The following is a 22,702-nucleotide window of genomic DNA, read 5'->3' on the forward strand; positions in this document are numbered from 1 at the left end:
ATGGCCGACAAGAGCAAGGTGTTTGTCTACCCGAAGGACGTCAGCGCCTTCGGTTTCGACTGGGGGAAATTGTCCCTGACCGTTGCGCCCGAAGTGAATGGCGCGACCCGCTTTTCCGGCGGCGTCGTGGACCTGCCCTCGGGCAAGGGCCATACCCGCCATAACCATCCGGGCGCCGAGGAAATCATCTTCGTCATCTCGGGCCATGGCGAACAGATGGTCGAGGACGAGATGGGCAACCCGGTGGTCGAGAATGTCGGCCCCGGCTGCACCATCTACGTGCCGGAAAGCCGGTTCCACTCGACGCTCAATACTGGTGACGGGCCTATGCAGCTCTTCGTGGTTTATTCGCCGGCGGGACCGGAGCTTGGGTTGCGTGAATTGCCGGATTTCAGGCTGATCCCGGCGGGACAGTGATGATCTGCTCGAGGCGGCGGCGCCCCTCATTGTCCTGCCGGACATTTCTCCCCGTATAGTGACGGCGAGAAAGACGCCATCACCGATGCTTTCGTCAATTTTCAACGGTGCAGGACGAGCGTGGAGGTACGGGAGAAGGTGGCGGCAGCCGGTCGAGGGGCAGCGCACCCTCAATCCAATCAGGCCGTACCACCCCTGTTCCAGCCCCTGCCCCGATCCCCGAACATCACATAACCACTCTCGGTCACGGCAAGCGTATCCTCCAGCTTGATGAAGCCGCGCGTCGGGTGAAGCATGGTGGTCTCCACCGACAGCACCATGTTTTTCTCCAGCGGCTTGGCGGCATAAGTGCCTTCATAAGTCACCGGATGGTTGGTCATCAGGAACGGCGCCTCATGCGTGATCAGGCCCATGCCGTGGGCGAAGAAATCCGTGTAGGGCGCGACCTTGGACGTCTTCAGCACACCCTCGGCGTGAGCAATCATGTCGCCGCCAAGCGTGCCCGCCTTCACCTTCGAGAAGGCCGCCTGCTGCACGGTCTCGACCTCGGCCAGCAGATCTTCCAGCTCTGCGTCCGGTTCGCCCAGAATGCCCATCCTGCAGAGGTCGCCGATATAGCCGTGATAATTGCCGCCGGAATCGATCGACAGCACTTCGCCGTTCTTCCACGCCTGGCTTGACGAAGCGCGGTTGTGGCTGGAGCCCAGCGTAAGCAGGCAATATTCGAAATGCGCGCCGCGATTGGTCTCCTCGCGCCGTAGCTGCTCGATGATCTCGCTCTTGGTCGTGCCCTCACGCGCCCAGGCGATGGTCGCCAGCATGGAATCGGTGATCAGTTCGGAGGCGGTGCGCAGCTTTTCGAGCTCCGCGTCCGTCTTGATGGCGCGCATGCGTTCCAGCATGTCGGTCGCGTCGATCAATTTCGCGTCGGGCAATGCCTTGCGGATCAGCGCATAGGCGTCCGACGGCAGGAAGCCGGGTTCGATGCCGATGCGGGCACCGTCCTTGCCGATCTTCCTGACATGCTCGACCGCGAGATTGGCGGCGTCGAGCGTGCCCCAGCAGGCGGCATGCAGCGTCGGCGTCCAGAACGGATGGTTCTGGTGCTCGCCGCCCTCCATGCGGTTGCCGATATAGGCAGCATGGTCCGGCCCGCCCTTCTCGTAGACGACGATTGGCAGGTAGCGGCTGTGGCCGATCGCATCCATCGCGGCGAAGAAGATGAACTTGTAGCCGCCCAACAGATATTGCGTGTTGTGCTTGGAGGTCGCAAGCAGCACGTCGATGCCGGTCTCCTCCATCAACCGGTCGACCCTCGCCCGGTCGAACGGGATATTGCTGACGGCACTCTTGCCCGGCGCAATGTTCATCACTCTCTCCCTGAATTGCCCGGGATCGGTGCTGTTTCGCACTCGATCCGCCGGCTCGCGATCAAATCTGCACCATTTTTCTCACTGTGGTCCAGCCAGAATATTTACGACGCAACGCCCGGACGGTCACCAAGCGTCATTTATCCATGTATCCGCCGGATCTGGTCCTACCAGCCAGCCGAGTTGAATGCACTTGCGCTAACTGGTCCAGCGGACGAAAATTTCAAAGCCAAGCAAGGATGCGCCAATTCCGTCTCTGGCGAAACCCTCGGCAAGGCTCATAATCCCCGCTGCAAGGATGCCGATGCACGCGCCGGCGTTCGAGGGGGCGCCCGGTCGCGGAGAGGACGGAGTTCGATCATGTCAGGTTTCACCATTTCCAGGCGCACCATGCTTACCGGCTCGGCAATGCTGCTGGCCTCCACGGCCATGCCGGCACCGGTCTGGGCACAGACGCCGAAGAAGGGCGGCCGGCTCGTGCTTGCCGCCGATTCCGAGCCACGCAATCTCAATCCGGCGATCGTCGCCTCCAACGGCGTCTTCTTCATCTCCAGCAAGATCGTCGAGACGCTGGCTGAAGCTTCCTTCGACGGCAAGGATGGGCTTGCACCTCGGCTGGCGGTGAACTGGGAAGGGGCCGCCGACGGGTTGTCGGCGACGTTCAAGCTGCGCGAAGGAGTCAAATGGCATGACGGCAAGCCGTTCACCTCAGCCGACGTCGCCTTCTCGGCGCTGCAGATCTGGAAGCCGCTGCAGAATCTCGGCCGCACGGTGTTCAAGGACCTCGACGCGGTCGACACACCAGACGATCTGACCGCAGTGTTCAAATTCGCCAAGCCGACGCCGTTCCAGCTCATCCGAAACGCCTTGCCGGCACTGTCGAGCGTCGTGCCGAAGCACGTGTACGAAGTCGGCAAGATCGAGGACAACCCGGCCAACAACGCACCCATCGGCACCGGGCCGTTCAAGTTCGGCGAGTACAAGGCCGGCCAGTATTACCGGCTGACGAAGAACACCGACTACTGGGGCAAGGACGAGCCCTATCTCGACGAGATCATTTATCAGGTCCTGCCCGACCGTACCTCGGCCGCTGCCGCGCTCGAGGCCGAGGAAATCCAGCTCGCGGCTTTCTCCGCCGTGCCACTGGCCGACCTCGACCGCATCTCCAAGGTTCCCGGCCTGAAGGTCATCACCAAGGGTTATGAGGGCCTGACCTACCAGCTCGTGGTCGAAATCAACCATCGCCGCAAGGAACTGGCCGACCTCAAGGTGCGCCAGGCCATCGCGCATGCCATCGACAAGGATTTCGTCGTCAAGACGGTGTTCCTCGGCAATGCCGCCACCGCCACCGGCCCGGTGCCGAAGAACGATCCGCAATTCTACACCGCCGACGTGCCGACTTATGCCTTCGACGTCGCCAAGGCCAATGCGCTGCTCGATGAAGCCGGTTACAAGAAAGGCGCCGACGGCAACCGCTTCTCGCTCAAGCTCTTGCCGGCCCCCTATTTCAACGAGACAAAACAGTTCGGCGACTATCTGCGCCAGGCGCTCGCGGCAATAGGCATCGACGCGCAGCTGGTCAACAACGACTCGGCGGCGCACATCAAGGCGGTCTACACAGACCACGCCTTCGACCTCGCGGTCGGCCCGCCGGTGTTCCGCGGCGACCCGGCGATCTCGACCACCATCCTGGTGCAGAGCGGCATTCCCGATGGCGTGCCGTTCTCCAATCAAGGCGGCTACAAGAACGACGCGCTCGACGCGCTGATCACCAAGGCCTCCGAAACGCTCGACACCACGGCGCGCACCGACCTCTACAAGGAGTTCCAGAAGCAGGTCGCGGCCGACCTGCCGCTGATCAACGTCGCCGAATGGAGTTTTATCAGCGTCGCCAGTGACAAGGTCGGCAACATCGCCAACAACCCGCGCTGGGCGGTTTCGAACTGGGCGGACGCATATTTGGAATCGTGACACACTCACCCGGATGAGAATTCGCGGCGAAAAAGTCGTAGGCGCAATGACGGAGGTCGAGCCCTACGATACCCCCCTCTGTCCTGCCGGACATCTCCCCCTCAAGGGGGGAGATTGGCTTGCCCTAGCACCACCTCTTTTTTCTGCGACATTTGCGATTGGCACCGAGGCCGATGACATCCAATCTCCCCCCTTGAGGGGGAGATGTCCGGCAGGACAGAGGGGGGCGCCTTGGCTCGGCATTTCTCGTAGGCAGCCCCGCGCCAAACCTCCGACGCGCGCATGACCCGTGTTCTGGTCCTCCTCCGCCGTCGCCTCGTCGGTAGCATTTTCGTACTGCTGATCGTCGTCATCGGCACTTTCCTTTTGCTCGAAGCCGCCCCGGGTGATGCAGTCGACGCCTACATCGTCTCGACCGGCGGCGATGCCGGCATGATCGAGCTCTTGCGCCACCGCTGGGGCCTTGACCAGTCGGAGTTGACGCGGCTCGCCAATTATCTCTGGGCATTGCTGCATCTCGACCTCGGCCAGTCCGTCACCTTCTCCAGGCCGATCCGCGACGTCATCCTCGAGCGCTTGCCGACCACGCTCATCCTGATGGTCAGCGCCACCGCGCTCTCCTTCGGCGTCGGCTCGACGCTCGGCATCTATGCCGGCGCAAGGCCCCGCGGTTTGTGTGACCGTTTTCTCTCCGTCGCCTCGCTGGCGCTCTACGCGGTGCCCGGCTTCTGGCTCGGCCTGGTGCTGATCGTAATCTTCGCCGTCGACCTGCGCTGGCTGCCGATCGGCGGCGTCGAGACGCTGGCCTCGGACAAGACCGGTCTCGACCGCGCCGCCGACATCGCTAGCCATCTGGTGCTGCCGGTTTCAGCACTCGGCTTCATCTATCTGGCGCTCTATCTGCGCATGATGCGCGCCGGCATGGCCGAGGTCTGGCGGCAGGATTTTGTGCTGGCCGCCCGCGCCAGGGGGCTATCGCGCCGCCGCATCGTGCTCGCCCATGTCGCCCGCAACGCACTGCTGCCGCTGGTCACCATGCTCGGTCTGCAATCGGCGCAGATGCTGGGCGGCAGCGTCGTCATCGAGAGCGTCTTTGCCGTGCCCGGCCTCGGCCGGCTGGCGCAGGAAGCGGTGGCCGCGCGCGACACCCCCTTGCTGCTTGGCATCATCCTCACAAGCTCAGTGCTGGTCATCCTCATCAACCTTCTTGTCGACATCGCCTATGCCTTCCTCGACCCGCGCGTCGGCGCCAGTGAGGCGGGCGCATGAGACGTCTGCGCCGATTCCTGCGCACGCCCGAGGCAGTTGCCGGCATTATCCTTTTGACGGCGCTGTTTGCCATGGCGCTGTCGGCCTCGCTGTTGTTTCCCGGGGACCCGCAAGCGATTGCCGGCCCCGCGCTGCTGCCGCCATTCCAGGATTGGTCGCTGCCGCTCGGCACCGACCGGCTCGGTCGCGACGTACTGGCCGAACTGTTCCACGGCGCCCGCACCTCGCTTGCTGTCGGCCTTGCCGCGGCCGCCGCGGCCCTCGTCATCGGCGCGATCGTCGGCACGCTGGCCGGCTTTGCCGGCGGCCTCGTCGACGAGGTGCTGATGCGCATCACCGACGCGTTCCAGACCGTGCCTGGCTTCCTGCTGGCACTGGCCTTTGTCAGCGTGGTTGGCCCCTCGCTCGGCGTCGTCGTCGTGGCGATAGCGCTCGGCACCTGGACCGGGCCAGCGCGCATTGCGCGCGCGGAAGTGCTGTCGATCCGTGAGCGCGACTATGTCGCCGGTGCCCGCGTCATCGGCATGCGTCCGCTGGAGATCGCCTTTCGCGAAGTGCTGCCCAATGCCTTGCCGCCGGTGTTGGCGATGTCGTCGGTCATCGTCGCCGCCGCGATCCTCACTGAAGCGGCCCTGTCCTTCCTTGGCCTCGGCGATCCCAACCGCGTCACCTGGGGCGGCATGATCGCGGAAGGCCGCACTGTCTTGCGCACCGCGCCGTTCCTCTCGATCGTCCCGGGCATTGCGCTGGTGCTGACGGTATTGGGCGTCTATCTCGCCGGCGAAGGCATCGTCGAGACGACGGCCGTGCGCAGGGGTCTGTCGTGACGGTGCTGGCGTCGATCCGCGATCTGACGGTGACCTACCGCCGCGATGGCAGCGACGTCGCGGCGCTGAAGAACATTACTCTCAATGTCCAGGCAGGCGAACGGCTGGCGATTATCGGCGAAAGCGGTTCGGGCAAGAGCACGCTGGCGCTGGCGATCGCGGGGTTGTTGCCGCAGTCCGCCAGGGCAGAAGGGAGCATCGAGTGGTTCTCTCTTTCATCGTTGGGTGCCAAGGCGCCCCCCTCTGTCCTGCCGGAGGGAGGCCTCGTAGGGCGCAGGGGGCGAAAGTCTGCCTCGATGCCAAACCATATCCTCCTCGGCGGCCGCGACATCGGCTTCGTCTTCCAGGACCCATCAGCCAGCCTCGACCCGGTGATGACCGTCGGCAAACAAATCGCGGAAGTGGTGCGCACCCATCTTGGTCTCGGCTGGCCAGCATCTTATGCCAGGGCAAAGACACTGCTCGAACGCGTCCACCTGCCCGACCCTGACTCCACCATTCACGCCTTCCCGCACCAGCTCTCCGGCGGTCAAAAGCAGCGTGTGGCGATTGCCGCCGCGATTGCCGCCGGGCCGAAACTGCTGATCGCCGACGAGGCGACCAGCGCGCTCGACACCATCGTGCAGGCCGAGATCGTCGCGCTGATCCGACGGCTGGTGGCCGAGGACGGCATGACGCTGCTGTTTATCAGCCATGACATTGCGCTCGCCGCCGAGCTTGCCGAACGCATCGCCGTATTTCGTCATGGCAAACTGATCGAAATCGGCGACACTGGGCAAATCGTCAACGCACCGACGCAAGCCTATGCACGCGCGCTGCTCGACGCCCATATCGGCCTCGACGCCGAGCCCTTGCTGAACCGAAGCGGCTGAATCCATGAACCTGCTGACGGTATCCAATCTCATCAAACGCTATAGTCGCGGCGGCAAGACTCTCGCCGCGGTGGACGATGTCTCCTTCCATATCGAGCCAGGCGAAACTCTGGCGCTGGCAGGCCCTTCCGGCAGCGGCAAGTCGACAATCGCGCGGCTGGTGATGCGGCTGATCGAGCCGGATGGCGGATGCATCGAATTCGAAGGCGATGATTTCCTTGCCTTGCGCGGCGCGGCCTTGCGTGCGCGCCGCGCCCGCCTGCAGATGGTGTTCCAGGATCCGCTCGCCGCCTTCAATCCGCGCGCCACGGTGGCGCGCGTCCTCGACGACCCCTTGCGCATCCACGGCGTCGCCTCGCGATCCGAGCGCCCGCGCCGCATCGCTGCCTTGCTGGAACGGGTCGGCCTGGCGGCCGATCTCGCGCCCCGCGCCATCCACGAAATCTCCGGCGGTCAGCGGCAGCGCGTGGCGATTGCCCGCGCCATCGCCACCAAACCGTCGCTGATCGTGCTTGACGAAGCAGTATCGGCGCTCGATGTTTCAGTGCGCGGCCAGATCCTCAATCTGCTGCTCGACCTGCAGCGCGAGGAACGGATCGCCTATCTCTTCATTTCGCATGATCTCGGCGTCGTCCGGGCGGTCGCCCACCGTGTCATCCTTCTCGACGCCGGTCGGATCGCCGAGAACGGTGATGCCCGAACCGTCATCGGTGCACCGCAATCGGCCATCGGCCAGGCGCTGGTGGCAGCCGCCCCGAGATTACACAGGACCACACAGGACGCATCATGACCGATCCCGAAGCCAGAGCAGAGAAACTGTCGCGCGAGCTCGATTCCGCCTTCCGCAACCGCGCCGATCTCTATCGCCTGTTTCTCGACGAATTGACCGAGGAGCTGGGCTCCGAAGAGGCCGAAGCGATCATGATCCGCACCATCGAACGGCGGGGGAAGGAGGTGGCCGCGGCAGCTTTTGCCAGCTTCGGCGCCAATGACGCGCGCGCCATCGGGGAAGCCTTCCTTGCCGTCAGCCCGGATGGCGGCCTGATGTACCCGACCGATGTCGAACGCGGCGACGACCGCATCGCCTTCAAGGTCAAGCGCTGCCCGCTGAAGGATGCCTGGGTCGAGGCTGGTGTCGGCGACGACAAGCTCGCGACTCTCTGCCGCATCGCCGGCGCCTTCGACCGCGGGCTGTTCGAGGCGACCGGCGTGCGCTTCGACAACATCACCTGGGCGCCGGGCTGCGGCTCCGGCTGCTGCCACATCGTACTAACCAATCGCGATGCCGGCTAAGCAATTTATCGTCCTAAGAATGCGTTGAGGTTCAGCTCTGGCTGAGCCCAAAGCGGCTGATGCCGAGAACCGGAGCATCACCTGAACATCGACACACGTTAGCCGCCGACCATCAGCCGGACGACTTCGTCATGGTTGGTCTCGGAAATCTTGCGCTCGCCGGCCTGGACGCCCCGCCGCAGCACGACGATCCGGTCCGAGACCGCAAAGATATCCTGCAGATTATGCGAGATGAAGATCACGCCGCGTCCTTGCGCCTTGAGCTGGTGGATCAGCGAAATCACCTTGCGCTGCTCCGGCACACCCAATGCCGCCGTCGGTTCGTCCATGATGAGGATCTGTGCGTCCCAGTAGACGGCGCGGCCGATGGCGACGGCCTGGCGCTGGCCGCCGGAGAAATTGCTGACCGGGGCGTTCATCCGGCTGACGTGGAAATCCAGCCGCTTCATCGTCTCCCTGGCGGCGTCGGCCATCGCCTTGCGGTCGAGCACCGGCAGAAAGCCGAACGCCTTGCGCATCGGTTCGCGGCCAAGGAAGATGTTGGCGCCGATCGATAGATTGTCGGCCAGGGCCAGATCCTGGTAGATCGTCTCGATACCCTTTTCGCGCGCCTCCTGCGGCGTCGCGAATGCCACCGGCTGGCCACCGAGCAGAATTTCGCCGCCTGTCGGCTGGAACACGCCCGAGATCGCCTTGATCAGCGTCGTCTTGCCTGCGCCATTGTCGCCGGCAAGCGCCACCACTTCGCCCGCCCGCACGGCCATGGAGAAATCGCTGAGCGCACGCACGGCGCCGAAATGCTTGGACAGGTTGCGGACTTCGAGCAAGGGGGTGTTCGCGTTGGTGCTATTCATCCTGGCGGCCTCCACTGAACCGGCGCTGCGCCTGGTCTATGAGCACGGAAATGATGATGACGACGCCGACGGCGATGAACTGCCAGAACGGCTCGACATTGACGAAGACCAGCCCGTACTGGATCACCGCGATCACCAGCGCGCCGGCGACCGTGCCCAGGATCGTGCCGGAGCCTCCGAACAGGCTGGCGCCGCCGATCACCACCGCAGCGACGCTGTCGAGCAGCAACGGCTCGCCGGCTTGTGCCGCGCCGGCGGTGAAGCGCGCCGCGTAGAGCGCCCCGCCAAGGCCGGCGCACATCGCCGACAGCACATAGAGCCGCAATATGTGGCCCCTGATGTCGATACCGGCACGCCGCGCCGCCTGCACATTGGCGCCGATGGCATAATTGTGCTGGCCGAACCGCGTCTGGCCGAGCAGATAATGCATCGCGATGACGAAAACGGCAGCGATCATCACCAGATAAGGCACGCCGTGGAACTTGCCATTGCCGAGCAGCGCGAACCAGGAATTCTGCACCGGCACAGTCGTGCCGCCGGCAAGCAGGAAGGCGACGCCGCGCGCCACGCCGAACATGCCGAGCGTACCGATGAACGGCGGCACCCTGAGGCGCGAGATCAGGAGGCCATTGATGATGCCGGGCAAGCTGGCGACGATCACCGCCGCAAGGATGCCAGCCAGCATGGCCAGCGGCAAGGGAATGGCGGCGCCCGCCAGATTGGTGGCATGTGCGGCAACGACTGCGGCAAGCCCCATGATGAAGCCGAGCGACAGGTCTATACCGCCCGAAATGATGACGAACGTCTGTCCGGTCGCAAGCAGCAGCGGCGCTATCGCGAAGATCGCGATGGATTGCAGGTTGAACGGATTGAGCACGAACGTCGCGCCGAAGGCGAACCTCGACCATATCTCGAAACAGATGATCAGGCCGGCGAGGAACAGCCAGGCGCGCCCTTCGGCGATGCGTCCGATCAGGGTCCTGGCCGGATCGCCATGATCGGCCTGGGGGGCGACATGCTTCTCGGCCGGTTGGGCTGGTGATGTCGAGGTCATGAATACTCCGCGGCGCGGCTGCCTTCAAACAGGCCCCGCCTTTTGCGGGACCCGGCACGAGCTCCCCCCGGCGACCGGGAGGAGCCAAGCTCGTCTGGACCTACTCGGAGTAGAGATACTTCGAGATCTTCGGGTCCGCGATGTTGGACTTGTCCATGATCGTGAAGCCGGTGCCGATCGCGACTGGGATCGACTGGCCGGTCAGATGGGCATAGGCCGAAACGACCCCGAAATAACCGATCTCGGCGGGATGCTGGGCGATTGCCACATCCACGAGGCCGGTGTTGATGTTGTCGACGATGCTGGTCGGTGCATCGAAGGCAACGACCTTGACGGTGCCCGTCTGGCCCGCCTGCTTGACGCCGTTGGCAGCACCCAGGGCCGAGAACAGATTGGCGCCGAACACGCCGACGAGATCGGGATTGCGCGCGAAGACAGCCTGCAGCTGCGAGGCCGCCTTGTTGGCGTCGTCATCATTGAATTGGGTCTCCAGCACGGTGATGCCCGTATGCTTGGCCATCTCCTTCTTGAACCCCTCTTCGCGCTGGTCGGTGGTCGAAATGCCGGGCTTGACGTTCGACACATAGACCTTGCCCTTGTCGCCGATGGCGGTGGCCAGCGCGCGCGCGGCGATCTCGCCGCCCAGCACATTGTCCGAGGCAATGTAGGCCAGCGGGAAATCGGCATCGCCGGCACCTGTCTGGTAGACGCCGCTGCCGATGAAAGTATCGACTGTTATGACCGGGATGCCAGCGTCATTGGCCTTGCGCAGCGGCTCGACCAGCTGAACCTTGTCGGTCGGCGCGATCAGGATCGCATCCGGCTTCTTGGCGATGACCGCGTCGAGCACCGGCACCTGGGTGACCGGGTTGAAGTCGGGAGCGCCCTGGAAGACCAGGTTCACGCCGAGCGCATCGGCCGCCGCCTGGGCACCCTTGCGCATGGTGATGTAGAAGCCGTCGGTGGTGAGGCCCGGAATGAGCGCAATGGTATATTTCTTGTCCTGCGCCTGCGCGGGCGCCATCAGCACCGTCGCGCTGACGGCAAGTGCCGCGAGCGCGGCAACGATCTTCTTCATGACATCCTCCTCATTGTTGGCAGTTCTGCCGTTTTCGGTGACATTGGAATGGCCGTCATCCGCGCGGAGGCAGGATGCCGACGGCCGGGAACGCCTGTTGCCTTTCGCGGGCAGCTCCTCCCAAGCGCCCTCCAGTCTAAATGTCAGCCGGTCCAGCCGACCGGCACAATCGCCGTGCTCGCTTTCATCGCCTCCGCGAAGTCAGGGAACCACCGCGCCCGGCATGCCCGCATGCCGGGTTCGCAGTTTGTAACACTTTGCAGAAATAAATTGCAACACGGTTTTTTCCGAGGCCGCAACGCCGGCTTTTCCAGACACCATCTGACTGCTCCTCGGAGCCCCCGGCGAACTATCGTCCCGACTCCCCGGCGACACAATCGATTTCGCAACAGCTTCTCTCCGCGCCGACAGCGAGGCATCAGTCCGGCAGCTATCGCGTTGCAAGAACCGCGAGGATGGCCTGCGCCGTCTTGGTATCCGTTACCAGCGCGTTGATCAGCCGGGCGCGAGCGGCGCCAATGATGGCCGTCGCTTTTTCCGGCGTCGCGGCGATACCGATCACCAAGGGCACGGCCCGAAGTTGCGCCGGCGACATGGCGATCATCCGGCCCTCTCCTTCCCAGGCTATCGGCACGCCATCGGCATCGAAATAATGCCGAAGGACATCGCCGGCCGCGTGGACGAGCGCCTGCTCGCTCGGCGTGGCGGCACTTGCCTCGGGCGCGTTGATGGCATGCGGCAGGCCAATGCCGACGATCGCGACGTCAGTCCTGTCCCACAGCGCGACGGCATCGCGGATGGTGGCGTCTCCGAGGAAGACCTCGCGCAGCTCGCTCGACGGCAGATAGGGGGCGTGGATGAAGTGCGGCGTGCCGCCGAACTCCTCCGCGGCAAGCCGCACGAATTCGTTGACCTGGAAATGCGCCGCGTGCTGCTGCATGCCGCCGGTTGCGGCCACCGTCAGCACGCCTGGCATGCGCGGCAGGCCGGCTCGAATGACCTCGCGCACGGCACGCCCCCAGCCGATGGCGACCACGGAGCCGGCCACCAGCTGCGCCTGCCTGAGCAAAGCGCCAAGCGGGGCGGAAAGCGCCGTCAGCGCGCCCGCCGCCGGCGTCTCGACAACGGCGGCGTCCCGCAATTTCAATCCGTCGACAAGTTCCCTGGTGATATCTTCCGGCGTCGCTAGGTCGATGACCTCGATGCGCACGATGCCCTCGGCCCGCGCTCGCTGCAGCAGGCGCGAAATCGTCGCGGTGGAGACACCGAGCTGCCGCGCTATGTCGACCTGCGACATCTCCTCCACATAGTGCAGCTTGGCAACCGTGTGCAGCATGGTGCGCGATGCGGTCGCGTCCTGGACGGAGGGAACAGACAGCTTGCAATTCCTTTCAGCAACGTGTTACACACGTATACGCCGATGAGAGTTATCGCGCAAATCCGGCGAACTCGCAACTTGAGGGCCATACCAGGCCAAGCGCCGGCAAGGCTGCTTATCCCAGCGGCCGGCGATGCCTCAGGCGGCAAAAATCTCCCTGCCGGCAGGCGGGCAAACTGACCATTGTATCCACGGGATCAGCGCCCTCGGCGAGAGAGCGCCAACATCGGACAGAAGACCATGACGAAGATGACCACCGCGGAACGGCGCGGCTACCAGCAGATATGCGGCAAGGACGGAGCCATGGTGGCCATCGCCTGCGACCAGCGCGGCGGCATGCGCACCTTGCTGGCGTCGGACCCCGCGGACCAGGCCAGGATCACCAACGACATGCTCGGCGACACCAAGGCCGACATCACGCGCTACCTGGCAAGTGCGGCCTCCTGCGTGCTGCTCGACCCGCTCTGCGCGGTGCCGCGGGTTGTCGATGAAGGCGTGCTGAACCGGGATACCGCACTCCTCATCGGCCTCGACGCCTCCGGTTTCGACGTCTCGCCAGAAGGCTACCGCCTGTCTCGGCTGGTTCCCGACATCGACGCTCGGCGCGTGCGCGAACTCGGCGGCACGGGCGGCAAGATCATGGTGTATCTGCGGGCCGACAAGCCGCAGGCCAACGAACACAACATCGCCATCCTGCGCCAATGCATCACCGATTTCGGCAAGGAGGACCTGCTGCTCGTCGTCGAATTCCTGACCTATCAGCTTGAAGGTGAAAGCCCCGAGGACTATGCGGCCAAGACACCCTGGCTGATCGAGGAGGGTACAAGGATCTCGCTGGAATGCGGCGCGAAGGTGCTGAAGCTTCCCTACCCCGGAACACCGGAAGCCTGCGCCAACATCACAAAAATGGCCGGCGAAGTGCCGTGGGCCGTGCTTTCGGCTGGCGTCAACCACGCCACCTTTCTCGGCCAGGTCGAGATCGCCATGCAAAACGGCGCCTCCGGTGTGATCGCCGGCCGTTCACTGTGGAAGGACTGCATCTCGCTCGACCGTGACATTCAACGCGAAAGGCTTGAGACCATCGCGGTGCCGCGACTGCGCGAGATCCAGGCGGTGATCGGGCACTATCGGCAGAAGGCCGCCGCCTGATATCCTGTTGGATCACCGGCACGTGCAGGATGTCATGCCACAAAAGTCGATGGCCATAGGGATCGATATCGGCGGCACCAATTTGCGTGCCGCCCGCATCTCCGGCACCGGTGAAATCCTCAAACGCCTTTCCGAGAAGAGCGCGCCCGATCCGGAACTGGTGCTTGGCCGCATCGCCGACATGGTGCGCCTTCTCGATACGCCTGATGTGGTGGCCATCGGCGTCGGTGTTCCCGGCCGCGTCGACGCGCGCCGCGGCGCGGTCCTGTCGGGAGGCTACGTCAACCTTGCCTCGGTCGCGCTCGCGCAGCGGCTGGAAAGCATGACCGGCAAGCCTGTTGTCCTCGACAATGACTGCAATATGGCGCTGGCCGCCGAGATGGTCCTTGGCGCCGGCCAAGGCCACGACAACATCGCGATGTTCACCATCGGCACAGGCATCGGCGGCGCCGTCGTCCAGAACCGACGGATCATGCGCGGCCGGGCAACGGCGGGGCAACTTGGCCACATCACCGTCGACGTCAACGGCGAGGTCTGCGCCTGCGGGCGTCGCGGCTGTGTCGAAACCACCAGTTCCGGCACGGCACTTGGCCGCCATATCGCGCGCGCCGGCTTTGGCCCCAACGTTTCGGCCGACCAGCTCTTTGCCCGCGACGCGGCCGGCGACATCAAGGCGCGCGGCATACTGGAGACCTGGGCAAGGCCGCTGCGCGCGGCGATCGATACCACCGTCGCCATGTTCGACCCCGATCTCGTCCTGCTTGGCGGTGGGCTTGGCCTGGCGGCACACAGGGCGCTCGGCCACGCGCCGGCGCTGGCGCCGTGGTACCAATGCCCGGTAGCGCCGGCGCAGCTCGGCGACGATGCCGGTGTGATCGGCGCCGCGCTGCAGGCGCTTTCGGCGACGGCGTCGACATCGCCTTCCGTTCAGCCTGGCCGCGCCAGACGCGCCGTGCTCGTCAACGGCATCCCGGCCAGCGGCAAGAGCACGGTGTCACGCGGCATCGCCGATCGCATCGGATGGCCGCTGCTTGCACTCGATACCGTCAAGAATCCGTTCCTCGAAGTGCTCGGCGGCGCCGACCGCGAATTCAATCGCACGCTCGGCCGCGCCAGCTACCAGGCAATCTGGTCGCTCGTCGGCGACGCCCCTGCAGGCAGCACCTTCATCGTCGATGCCTGGTTCGGTTTCCAGCCGCGGCAAGTGCTCGAAGATCATCTGCGCAAGGCCGGCGTCGAACACACGGTCGAAATCTGGTGCCACGCGCCCGGCGAGGTTCTGGCCGAACGTTATGGCGCCCGGCTCGGTCAGCGCCTACCCGGCCATCCCGGCGCTGCCTATATCCCTGAACTGATTGAACTGGCCAAGCGCGCCGAACCGCTGCGGCGCGGGCCGCTGTTCGACGTCGATACGACGCAGCCGATCGACTTCGATGCCATCGCCGCATGGCTGCGCGCGACCCTGGCCAGCGACGCCTGAGCCGCTTCAGGTGCCAGCGCCGGTTATGCCGGTGGCAGCCGAAGCGTCGCGCGGGCGATCTGCCAGGCGGATTTGACATGCCGCCGCGCCGCCGCTTCAGCCTCGTCGGGCCTGCGCGATCTGATGGCATCCATGATCTCGGTCATCTCGGCAATCGCCGGTCCGCGACGGTTAACCGAAAGAATGGTCATGGAACGCAGCTGATTGATGCGCACATTGAGCCCAGTCACGATCTCCCAGGCGACGCGCTTGTCGGCTGCCTCGAAAAGCACTTCGTAAAACTTTGTCGTCGCCCGCATCACCTCGGCCGGCTTGCGGGATGCCCAGGCTTCGAAAAGATTGGCGAGCGCACTGTCGAGCAGGGTCAGTTGCGCATTCGTCGCCGACATGGCGCAGGCACGCGCGGCTATGCCTTCGAGCAGGGCCCTGAGCTCATAGATCTCGTCGGTTCGGCCAAGGTCCGGCTTGGCCACCGCCGGCCCGTGCCCCGGTATCATCTGCACCAGGCCTTCAGCCTCTAGCTGCCGCAAGACCTCGCGTACGACCGAACGGCTGACGCCGAGCTGGTCGCAAAGCGGCCGCTCGACCAGCCTTTCGCCGGGCTGGAAATGAAAATCCATGATCGCCTCGCGCATGCGCTCCAGCGCCAGTGTTCTCAAGGTCTTGGCGCTGCGGTCGATGCGAAGCGTGTCGTCTGACATGGGCGGTCTCCTGCCTCGCCACGAAAACAGATTCCATGGCCGGTTGACAAGTTTCTTGGCGCTCCATACCATGGTATACCATAAGATGATATGGCATCGACGACCGAGGACTTCATGCAGCCCGTCATTCGCAAGATCGTCACCTACACCGAAAACACGCTGATTGAAGGCGGCAAGGCAGCGCCTCGGCCGCTGCGCCTGATCGGCGTCGCGGCAGTGCTTGCCAATCCGTGGGCCGGACGCGGCTTCACCGACGATCTGTCACCCGAAATCCGCGCCTGTGCGCCAGTGCTGGGAGAGACGCTGACCCGAGAAATCATCGCCATCGCCGGTTCGGGCGACGCCATCGAGGGCTACGGCAAGGCCGCGATCTGCGGCACGTCGGGCGAGATCGAACACGCTTCGGCACTGATCCACACGCTGCATTTCGGCAATTACTACCGCCGTGCCGTGGGCGCCAAGACCTATCTCGCCTTCACCAATCTGCGCGGCGGCCCGAACACACCGATCATGATCCCGCTGATGGACAAGAACGACGAGGGTAGGCGCTCGCACTACCTGACAGTGCATTTCCAGATCGGCGACGCGCCGGCGCCGGACGAGTTGGTGGTGGCGCTCGGCGCCTCGATCGGCGGCCGGCCGCACCATCGTATCGGCGACCGCTACCAGGACCTCAAGGACGTGGGCGACCTGCATGGCTGACGCACCCGCATCGGCATGGGCTCGACAGGGTACGGCGCCTGATGGCACCGGCTTCATTCGAGCCGGCTCGGGCGCGCCGGTACTGTTCATCCATGGCGTTGGCATGAATGCCGCGATCTGGCAGCCGCAGATCGACCGGATGGCCGGCAGTTGGGATGTGATCGCCATCGACATGCTCGGCCATGGCCGGTCGCCGCTCCCGCTACCGAGCCCGGAACTGGCCGACTATGCCGATCAGGCCATTCGCTTGCTGGATCATCTCGGCCTCGACAAGGTGTCGGTCGTCGGCCACTCGATGGGCGCGCTCGTCGCCCAGGAGCTTGCGTTGCGGGCACCCCAGCGCGTTCGCGGCATCGTATCGCTGAATGCCGTCTTCCGGCGCCCACCCGAATTGGCCGAGGCTGTCCGCCAGCGCGCGGCCGCCCTCACCGGCCAAGGCGACGCGGCTGGCACGGCACAGACCATTGCCCGCTGGTTCGGGGATCCGGTGCCAGCCGAACTCGAGGCGGCGGCGGGCAAGACGGCATCCGCGCTCAGCGCGGTCGACCCGGAAGGCTACGCCCGCACCTATCGCCTGTTCGCCCGCGCCGACGGCGACCACGCCGAGCGCCTGCAAACGCTTGCCGTGCCGGCTCTGTTCATGACCGGGTCCGAGGACAGGAACTCCTCGCCAGCGATGTCGGCCGCTCTGGCACGGTTGGCGCCGCACGGCCGCTGCATCGTGCTTGCCGGCGAACGGCACATGATGGCGGTGGCCGCACCGGACCGCACCACGCGCCGCATCGTCGGCTTCCTCGAAGCAGCGGAGCAAGGGGACGGGACGGTGACTTCTGGTTTCGACAGCGGCGACTTCCGCCGCGCGCTCGGCTCCTTCCTTACCGGCGTCACCATCGTCACCACGATCGGGCCCGAAGGCGAGCCGCGCGGTTTCACAGCCAACTCCTTCACCTCGGTGTCGCTCGATCCGCCGCTGGTACTCGTCTGTATCGCCCATAAGGCCTTGGGCCATCCCGTCTTCGCCACCTCGAAGAGCTTCGCCATCAACATCCTCAACGAGGATCAGAAGGCGGCATCCGGCATCTTCGCCTCGAAAGCGGCCGACAAATTCGCCTCCGTGGCTTGGCGTCCAGGACAGACCGGCAGTCCGTTGCTGGACGGCTCGGTCGCGTCCTTCGACTGCGACATGGAGCGGCTGGTCGACGCGGGAGACCATTCGATCCTTATCGGCCGCGTACGCGATTTCGAGCACAACTCCTCGCAGCCTCTCGGCTACTGCCGCGGCGCCTATATCGCACCCGGCCTAAGCCAGGAGGCGCTTGCCGCCGCCCAGCCCGGCACCGATGTCGGCGCCATTCTCGAAAATGGCGGCAGGGTCCTGTTCCTGGAAACAGTTGACGGCTTCGAACTGCCGCGCGGCCGGGGACTGGGCTCGGCCAGCGATGGCAAAAGCCTCCGTGGGCTGCTTGCCACCAAGGCTATCGAGGCCCAACTCGGCTTCCTCTTCGCCGTCTGGGACGACGCTGGCAATTCGGCGCGCACGCATGTTTATTATCGCGGCACGTTCGACGTGCCCGCCTCCAGCGATCGTGGCATCCGGCTGGTCGACATCGGAGCGATCGGCGACTTGAAGATCGTCGATCCGGCGGTCCGCTCGATGCTTGCCCGCTATGTCAGGGAATGCACGCAGGACGCCTTTGGCGTCTATGTCGGCAATGAGATGGAAGGCGAAGTCAGGCCGCTAGGCAAAGCGCCCACGTCCGCTGCCTCCGATACAGGTGACCACAGATGAAGTTCTCGCTCTTCGTGCATATGGAACGGTCGGATCTCGCCAAGCCGCATTCGGAGCTGGTGAGCGAGCTCGAGGAATTGGTCCTGCAAGCGGAGCAGGCCGGCTTCGAGACGGCCTGGATCGGCGAGCATCACGGTATGGAATTCACCATCTCGCCGAACCCGTTCGTCAACATCGCCTATCTGGCGGCCAAAACCAGCCGCATCCGTCTCGGCACAGGCACGATCGTTGCGCCATTCTGGCATCCGATCAAGCTTGCCGGCGAAGCGGCGATGGCCGACGTCATCAGCGGCGGCCGGCTCGACATCGGCATCGCGCGCGGCGCCTACAGTTACGAATATCAACGTCTCTTCCCCGGTCTCGACGCCTGGGGCGCGGGCCAGCGCATGCGTGAGATGGTGCCAGCGATCCGTGGCCTATGGGACGGCGACTTCGAACTCTCCGGCGAATTCTGGTCCTTCCCGCCGACCACTTCCTCGCCCAAGCCCTTGCAGAAACCATATCCGCCGATCTGGGTAGCGGCGCGCGACCCGAACTCACACGATTTTGCGGTCGTCAACGGATGCAAGGTCCAGGTAACGCCGCTGGCATCAGGCGACGACGAGGTGTCGAGCCTGATGCAGCGCTTCAACGCCGCTTGCGATGCGCATCCGGACATCGCCCGGCCGGAAATCATGCTCTTGATGCACACATTCGTCGCCGAGGATGCGGCCGATGCCGATCGGCTCGCCCGGGACCTGTCGAATTTCTACTGCCAGTTCGGCACCTGGTTCCAGAACAAGAAGCCGGTGCATCAAGGCGTATTGGAGCCGCTCACAGAGGATGAGATCGCGGCGATGCCGCAATACGCTCCCGACAAGATCCGGCAGAACCTGGTGATCGGCGAAGCCGACGAAGTCATTGCCCGGCTGAAGGCCTATGAGGCGCTCGGCTACGACCAGTACTCGATCTGGATCGACAGCGGGCTCTCGCACGAACGCAAGAAGAAATCGCTGCAACTGTTCATCGACCGGGTGATGCCGGCCTTCCTCTGATAGCGAGCCCATGACCGACGCTCTTTTCAGGAACTTCATCGACGGCCGCTTCGACGAGCCGTCCGCGACCTTCGACAGCATCGATCCGTCGACCGGCGCGCCATGGGCCAGGATGCCGGCGGCGAGCGAAGCCGATGTCGACCGTGCTGTCGAGGCGGCGCACCGGGCCCTGCGTTCGGGCCCGTGGACGGCGATGACCGCCACCGCGCGCGGCAAACTGCTGGTCAAGCTCGGCGACCTCGTCGCCGCCAATGCCGGGCGTCTTGCCGAACTCGAGACGCGCGACACCGGCAAGATCATCCGCGAGACCCGTGCCCAGATCGCCTATGTCGGCGACTACTACCGCTATTATGGCGGGCTCGCCGACAAGCATGAAGGCGCGCATGTGCCGATCGACAAGGCAGATCTCGACGTCACCATCCGCCGCGAGCCGATCGGCGTCGTTGCCGCGGTCGTGCCATGGAATTCGCAGCTCTTCCTGTCCGCCGTCAAGCTCGGCCCGGCGCTGGCCGCCGGCTGCACCGTCGTGCTCAAGGCCTCCGAGGACGGCCCGGCGCCATTGCTCGCCTTCGCCGAACTCGTCCAGCAGGCCGGCTTTCCCGAAGGCACCGTCAACATTCTCACCGGCTTCGGCCAGGATTGCGGCCGCCGCCTGACCAGCCATCCGCTGGTCTCGCGCGTCGCCTTCACCGGCGGCCCGTCCACTGCGCGTGCGATCGTCAGGAACACGGCGGAAAATCTCGCCTATACGACGCTCGAGCTCGGCGGCAAGAGCCCGGTCGTGGTCTTCGCCGATGCCGATCTCGACAGCGCCGCCAACGCGGTGGTGGCCGGCATTTTTGCCGCGACCGGCCAAAGCTGCGTCGCCGGCTCGCGGCTGCTGGTCGAAGGTTCGGTGAAGGACGAGTTCCTTGCCCGGCTGAAACGCAAGGCCGAGGCGATCAGGATCGGCGATCCGCAGGACCCGGCCACCGAAATGGGTCCGCTCGCCACGCAGCGTCAGCGCGACTGGATCGAAAAAATCGTCGCGGAAAGCCTCGCCAAAGGCGGCACGCTGATCACCGGAGGGACACGCCCCGGCGGCCCCGGCTTCTACTACGCGCCGACCATCATCGATGCAGGCGACGGCAATCTGGCATGCGTGCGCGAGGAATTGTTCGGGCCTGTGCTCAGCGTGCTTGCCTTCGACACCGAAGCACAAGCGCTGGCGCTCGCCAACGACACCCCCTTCGGCCTGGCGTCCGGCGTGTTCACCAGCAATCTCGGCAAGGCGCACCGCATGGCGCGCGACATCCATGCCGGCGTCGTCTGGGTCAACACTTACCGCGCCGTGTCGCCGCTCGTTCCCTTCGGCGGTTACGGCCATTCCGGGCTCGGCCGCGAGGGCGGCCTCGATGTTATCAGAGACTATACGCGCTCCAAATCCGTCTGGATCAAGACCTCGGACGAGCCGATCCCCGATCCCTTCGTCATGCGCTGAACAGCGTGTGGCGCAGGTGCACTGAGAAAAACAAGAACAGACCAACAGAGGAGAACAAAATGAAACTGATTTTGACCGGCATTCTGGCCGGACTGCTCGCGGCGACCGCCGCCAAGGCAGATGAAATGGCGTTCACCAGCTGGGGTGGCACAACGCAGGAAGCACAGACCAAATCCTGGGCAGCGCCCTTCGAAGCCAGCTCCGGCATCAAGGTCCTCCAGGACGGGCCGACCGACTACGGCAAGCTCAAGGCCATGGTCGACGCCGGCAACGTCACCTGGGATGTCGTCGACGTCGAGATGGACTTCGCCATAAAGGCCGCCAAGGATGGTCTGCTGGAGCCTATCGACTATGCGATCGTGCCCAAGGCCGATCTCGACCCCCGCTTCAGCAATGAGCATGCCGTCGGCAGCTTCTACTATTCCTTCGTGCTCGCCTGGAACAAGGGCGCGGTCTCCGGTGACACGGCGAGCTGGGCCGACATGTTCGACACCAAGAAGTTCCCCGGCAAACGGACCTTCTACAAATGGTCGGCGCCGGGCGTCATCGAGATCGCACTGCTCGCCGACGGCGTGCCGGCGGACAAGCTCTATCCGCTCGACCTCGACCGCGCCTTCAAGAAGCTCGACACCATCAAGTCGGACATTGTCTGGTGGAGCGGTGGCGCGGAGTCGCAGCAGCTGATCGCCTCCGGCGAGGCCGCCTTCGGCCAGCTCTGGAACGGCCGCGTCTTCGCGTTGCAGCAGGACGGAACCGATGTCGGCGTCTCCTGGAAGCAGAACCTAACCGCCGCCGACGTTCTGGTCGTACCGAAAGGGGCGAAGAACAAGGATAGCGCCATGAAGTTCCTGGCCGCGGCCACCAGCCCGGCCGGCCAGGCGAAATTCGCCGAGGCCAGCGGCTATGCGCCGATCAATACCAAGGCCAAGGCCGAGATGCCGGCCGATGCGGTCAAGGCCTTGCCCGACGCCCATGTCGACGGTCAGATCAACCTCGACATGAACTACTGGGCCGAGCATCGCGACGAGATCGCCACGCGCTGGTACGCCTGGCAGACCAAGTAGCGCCACAGAAACCGGCGGGGCGCGGAGCCGCGCCCCGTTTGGATAATGGGAACCGGCCGATGCAAGGAAATTCTCTCAGACGCGGCGCCATTGCCGGCCTGCCGGCCGGCAGCGGCGGCGCCTTGCCGGCCTTCGTTCTGGTCGGCCTGTTCTTCGTCGTGCCGGTCGTCGCCCTTTTGCTGCGCAGCGTCACCGATCCCGAGCCCGGTCTGCAGAACTACGCCGCGCTGTTCGGCAGCGGCACCTATGTGCGGGTGTTCCTGAACACCTTCCTCGTCGCCGCCGTCGTCACCGCCGTCACCATCGTGGTGGCGTTTCCGGTCGCCTGGATGCTGGCGATCATGCCGCCGGCCTTCGGCTCGCTCGTCTTCGGCATCATCATCCTGTCGATGTGGACCAACCTCCTCACCCGAACCTATGCCTGGATGGTCCTGCTGCAGCGCACAGGGGTGATCAACAGGACGCTGATGGGGCTGGGCATCATCCAGGAGCCACTGCCGCTGATCAACAATCTCACCGGCGTCACCATCGGCATGGTCTACATCATGCTGCCCTTCATGATCCTGCCGCTGGTCGGCACACTGCGCGCCATCGACCCGATGACGCTGCGCGCCGCCGCCCTTTGCGGGGCAACCCCGTTCCAGGCATTCCGCCGTATCCTGTTGCCGCTGTCGCTCCCCGGCATCGCCGCCGGCGGGCTGATGGTCTTCGTCATGTCGCTTGGCTACTTCGTCACGCCTGCCCTGCTCGGCGGCACGTCCAACATGATGCTGGCCGAGATGATCGCCCAGACGGTGCAGTCGCTGCTCAATTGGGGACTCGGTAGTGCCGCCGCCTTCGTCCTGCTCGTCGTCACCATGGCGCTCTACGCGCTCCAGCTTCGTCTGGTCGGCGCCAAGCGCCCCGCCGGAGGGCTCTGA

Annotated in this window: 21 protein-coding genes; 15 read left to right on the plus strand and 6 right to left on the minus strand. The window is 64.8% G+C overall.

Translation table 11 applies throughout. The features are described from left to right. Positions 1-417: a cupin domain-containing protein gene (locus O7A70_RS02505; RefSeq protein ID WP_337138882.1), complete on the plus strand. Its 417-nt coding sequence runs from the start codon at positions 1-3 to the stop codon at positions 415-417. Positions 418-596: 179 nt separating this feature from the next. Here the strand turns inward: O7A70_RS02505 and O7A70_RS02510 are convergent, their stop codons facing one another. Next, positions 597-1,787, minus strand: coding sequence for a Xaa-Pro peptidase family protein (locus O7A70_RS02510; protein WP_337138883.1), 1,191 nt, complete (start codon positions 1,785-1,787; stop codon positions 597-599). 360 nt (positions 1,788-2,147) lie between these two features. Between O7A70_RS02510 and O7A70_RS02515 the strand changes: the two genes are divergently transcribed. The 6 genes from O7A70_RS02515 to O7A70_RS02540 all read left to right on the plus strand — a co-directional run bounded on the left by O7A70_RS02515 (position 2,148) and on the right by O7A70_RS02540 (position 8,019). Beyond that, positions 2,148-3,758, plus strand: coding sequence for an ABC transporter substrate-binding protein (locus O7A70_RS02515; RefSeq protein WP_337138884.1), 1,611 nt, complete (start codon positions 2,148-2,150; stop codon positions 3,756-3,758). A 282-nt stretch (positions 3,759-4,040) separates the two neighbouring features. Further along, the gene (locus O7A70_RS02520; protein WP_337138885.1) at positions 4,041-5,027 is read left to right on the plus strand and encodes an ABC transporter permease; all 987 of its coding nucleotides are present in this window, start codon (positions 4,041-4,043) and stop codon (positions 5,025-5,027) included. Continuing rightward, on the plus strand, positions 5,024-5,854 hold the full coding sequence (locus O7A70_RS02525; RefSeq protein ID WP_337138886.1) for an ABC transporter permease: 831 nt from the start codon (positions 5,024-5,026) through the stop codon (positions 5,852-5,854). Before O7A70_RS02520 ends, O7A70_RS02525 begins: the two co-directional genes overlap by 4 nt. After that, positions 5,851-6,726 carry an ABC transporter ATP-binding protein gene (locus O7A70_RS02530; protein WP_337138887.1) on the plus strand — a complete coding sequence of 292 codons (876 nt, stop codon included), beginning with the start codon at positions 5,851-5,853 and terminating at the stop codon, positions 6,724-6,726. The genes O7A70_RS02525 and O7A70_RS02530 overlap by 4 nt, the downstream gene beginning before the upstream one ends. Before the next feature lie 4 nt (positions 6,727-6,730). Continuing rightward, positions 6,731-7,516 (plus strand): ATP-binding cassette domain-containing protein, encoded by a 786-nt coding sequence (locus tag O7A70_RS02535; RefSeq protein WP_337138888.1) that lies wholly within the window; start codon positions 6,731-6,733, stop codon positions 7,514-7,516. Then, entirely contained in the window at positions 7,513-8,019 is a 507-nt protein-coding gene (locus O7A70_RS02540; RefSeq protein WP_337138889.1) for an L-2-amino-thiazoline-4-carboxylic acid hydrolase, read from the plus strand. The genes O7A70_RS02535 and O7A70_RS02540 overlap by 4 nt, the downstream gene beginning before the upstream one ends. Before the next feature lie 98 nt (positions 8,020-8,117). Here the strand turns inward: O7A70_RS02540 and O7A70_RS02545 are convergent, their stop codons facing one another. From O7A70_RS02545 to O7A70_RS02560, 4 genes are all read right to left on the minus strand, one after another. Further along, entirely contained in the window at positions 8,118-8,873 is a 756-nt protein-coding gene (locus O7A70_RS02545; RefSeq protein WP_337138890.1) for an ATP-binding cassette domain-containing protein, read from the minus strand. Continuing rightward, positions 8,866-9,927, minus strand: a complete 1,062-nt coding sequence (locus tag O7A70_RS02550; protein WP_027144622.1) for an ABC transporter permease subunit — start codon at positions 9,925-9,927, stop codon at positions 8,866-8,868. Before O7A70_RS02550 ends, O7A70_RS02545 begins: the two co-directional genes overlap by 8 nt. Positions 9,928-10,027: 100 nt before the next feature. Continuing rightward, positions 10,028-11,005 (minus strand): ABC transporter substrate-binding protein, encoded by a 978-nt coding sequence (locus O7A70_RS02555; protein WP_337138891.1) that lies wholly within the window; start codon positions 11,003-11,005, stop codon positions 10,028-10,030. 430 nt (positions 11,006-11,435) lie between these two features. Then, positions 11,436-12,341: a sugar-binding transcriptional regulator gene (locus tag O7A70_RS02560; protein WP_337138892.1), complete on the minus strand. Its 906-nt coding sequence runs from the start codon at positions 12,339-12,341 to the stop codon at positions 11,436-11,438. 282 nt (positions 12,342-12,623) lie between these two features. Here O7A70_RS02560 and O7A70_RS02565 point away from each other — a divergent pair, with 282 nt between their 5' ends. Both O7A70_RS02565 and O7A70_RS02570 read left to right on the plus strand, forming a co-directional pair. Continuing rightward, positions 12,624-13,532, plus strand: coding sequence for a tagatose-bisphosphate aldolase (locus tag O7A70_RS02565; protein ID WP_337132975.1), 909 nt, complete (start codon positions 12,624-12,626; stop codon positions 13,530-13,532). A gap of 34 nt (positions 13,533-13,566) precedes the next feature. After that, a complete protein-coding gene (locus O7A70_RS02570; protein ID WP_337138893.1) occupies positions 13,567-15,012 on the plus strand; it encodes an ROK family protein in 1,446 nt (481 codons plus the stop codon). 23 nt (positions 15,013-15,035) lie between these two features. Here O7A70_RS02570 and O7A70_RS02575 read toward each other — a convergent pair whose 3' ends face one another. Continuing rightward, a complete protein-coding gene (locus O7A70_RS02575; RefSeq protein WP_337138894.1) occupies positions 15,036-15,713 on the minus strand; it encodes a GntR family transcriptional regulator in 678 nt (225 codons plus the stop codon). Between the two features lie 114 nt (positions 15,714-15,827). On the opposite strand from O7A70_RS02575, the gene O7A70_RS02580 reads away from it, so the two are divergent. The 6 genes from O7A70_RS02580 to O7A70_RS02605 are packed head-to-tail and all read left to right on the plus strand — an operon-like array spanning position 15,828 to position 22,702. Continuing rightward, complete coding sequence (locus tag O7A70_RS02580) at positions 15,828-16,415, plus strand: amino acid synthesis family protein (protein WP_337139028.1); 588 nt, start codon at positions 15,828-15,830, stop codon at positions 16,413-16,415. Then, positions 16,408-18,204 (plus strand): alpha/beta fold hydrolase, encoded by a 1,797-nt coding sequence (locus tag O7A70_RS02585; RefSeq protein WP_337138895.1) that lies wholly within the window; start codon positions 16,408-16,410, stop codon positions 18,202-18,204. Before O7A70_RS02580 ends, O7A70_RS02585 begins: the two co-directional genes overlap by 8 nt. Further along, the gene (locus O7A70_RS02590) at positions 18,201-19,238 is read left to right on the plus strand and encodes an LLM class flavin-dependent oxidoreductase (RefSeq protein WP_337138896.1); all 1,038 of its coding nucleotides are present in this window, start codon (positions 18,201-18,203) and stop codon (positions 19,236-19,238) included. Before O7A70_RS02585 ends, O7A70_RS02590 begins: the two co-directional genes overlap by 4 nt. A 10-nt stretch (positions 19,239-19,248) precedes the next feature. Further along, the gene (locus O7A70_RS02595; protein WP_337138897.1) at positions 19,249-20,718 is read left to right on the plus strand and encodes an aldehyde dehydrogenase; all 1,470 of its coding nucleotides are present in this window, start codon (positions 19,249-19,251) and stop codon (positions 20,716-20,718) included. Positions 20,719-20,777: 59 nt separating this feature from the next. After that, on the plus strand, positions 20,778-21,782 hold the full coding sequence (locus O7A70_RS02600) for an ABC transporter substrate-binding protein (RefSeq protein WP_337130404.1): 1,005 nt from the start codon (positions 20,778-20,780) through the stop codon (positions 21,780-21,782). 59 nt (positions 21,783-21,841) lie between these two features. Beyond that, positions 21,842-22,702 (plus strand): ABC transporter permease, encoded by an 861-nt coding sequence (locus tag O7A70_RS02605; RefSeq protein ID WP_337138898.1) that lies wholly within the window; start codon positions 21,842-21,844, stop codon positions 22,700-22,702.

Origin of the sequence: Mesorhizobium sp. Cs1299R1N1 (assembly GCF_037179655.1) — a bacterium.
GTDB lineage: Bacteria > Pseudomonadota > Alphaproteobacteria > Rhizobiales > Rhizobiaceae > Mesorhizobium > Mesorhizobium salmacidum.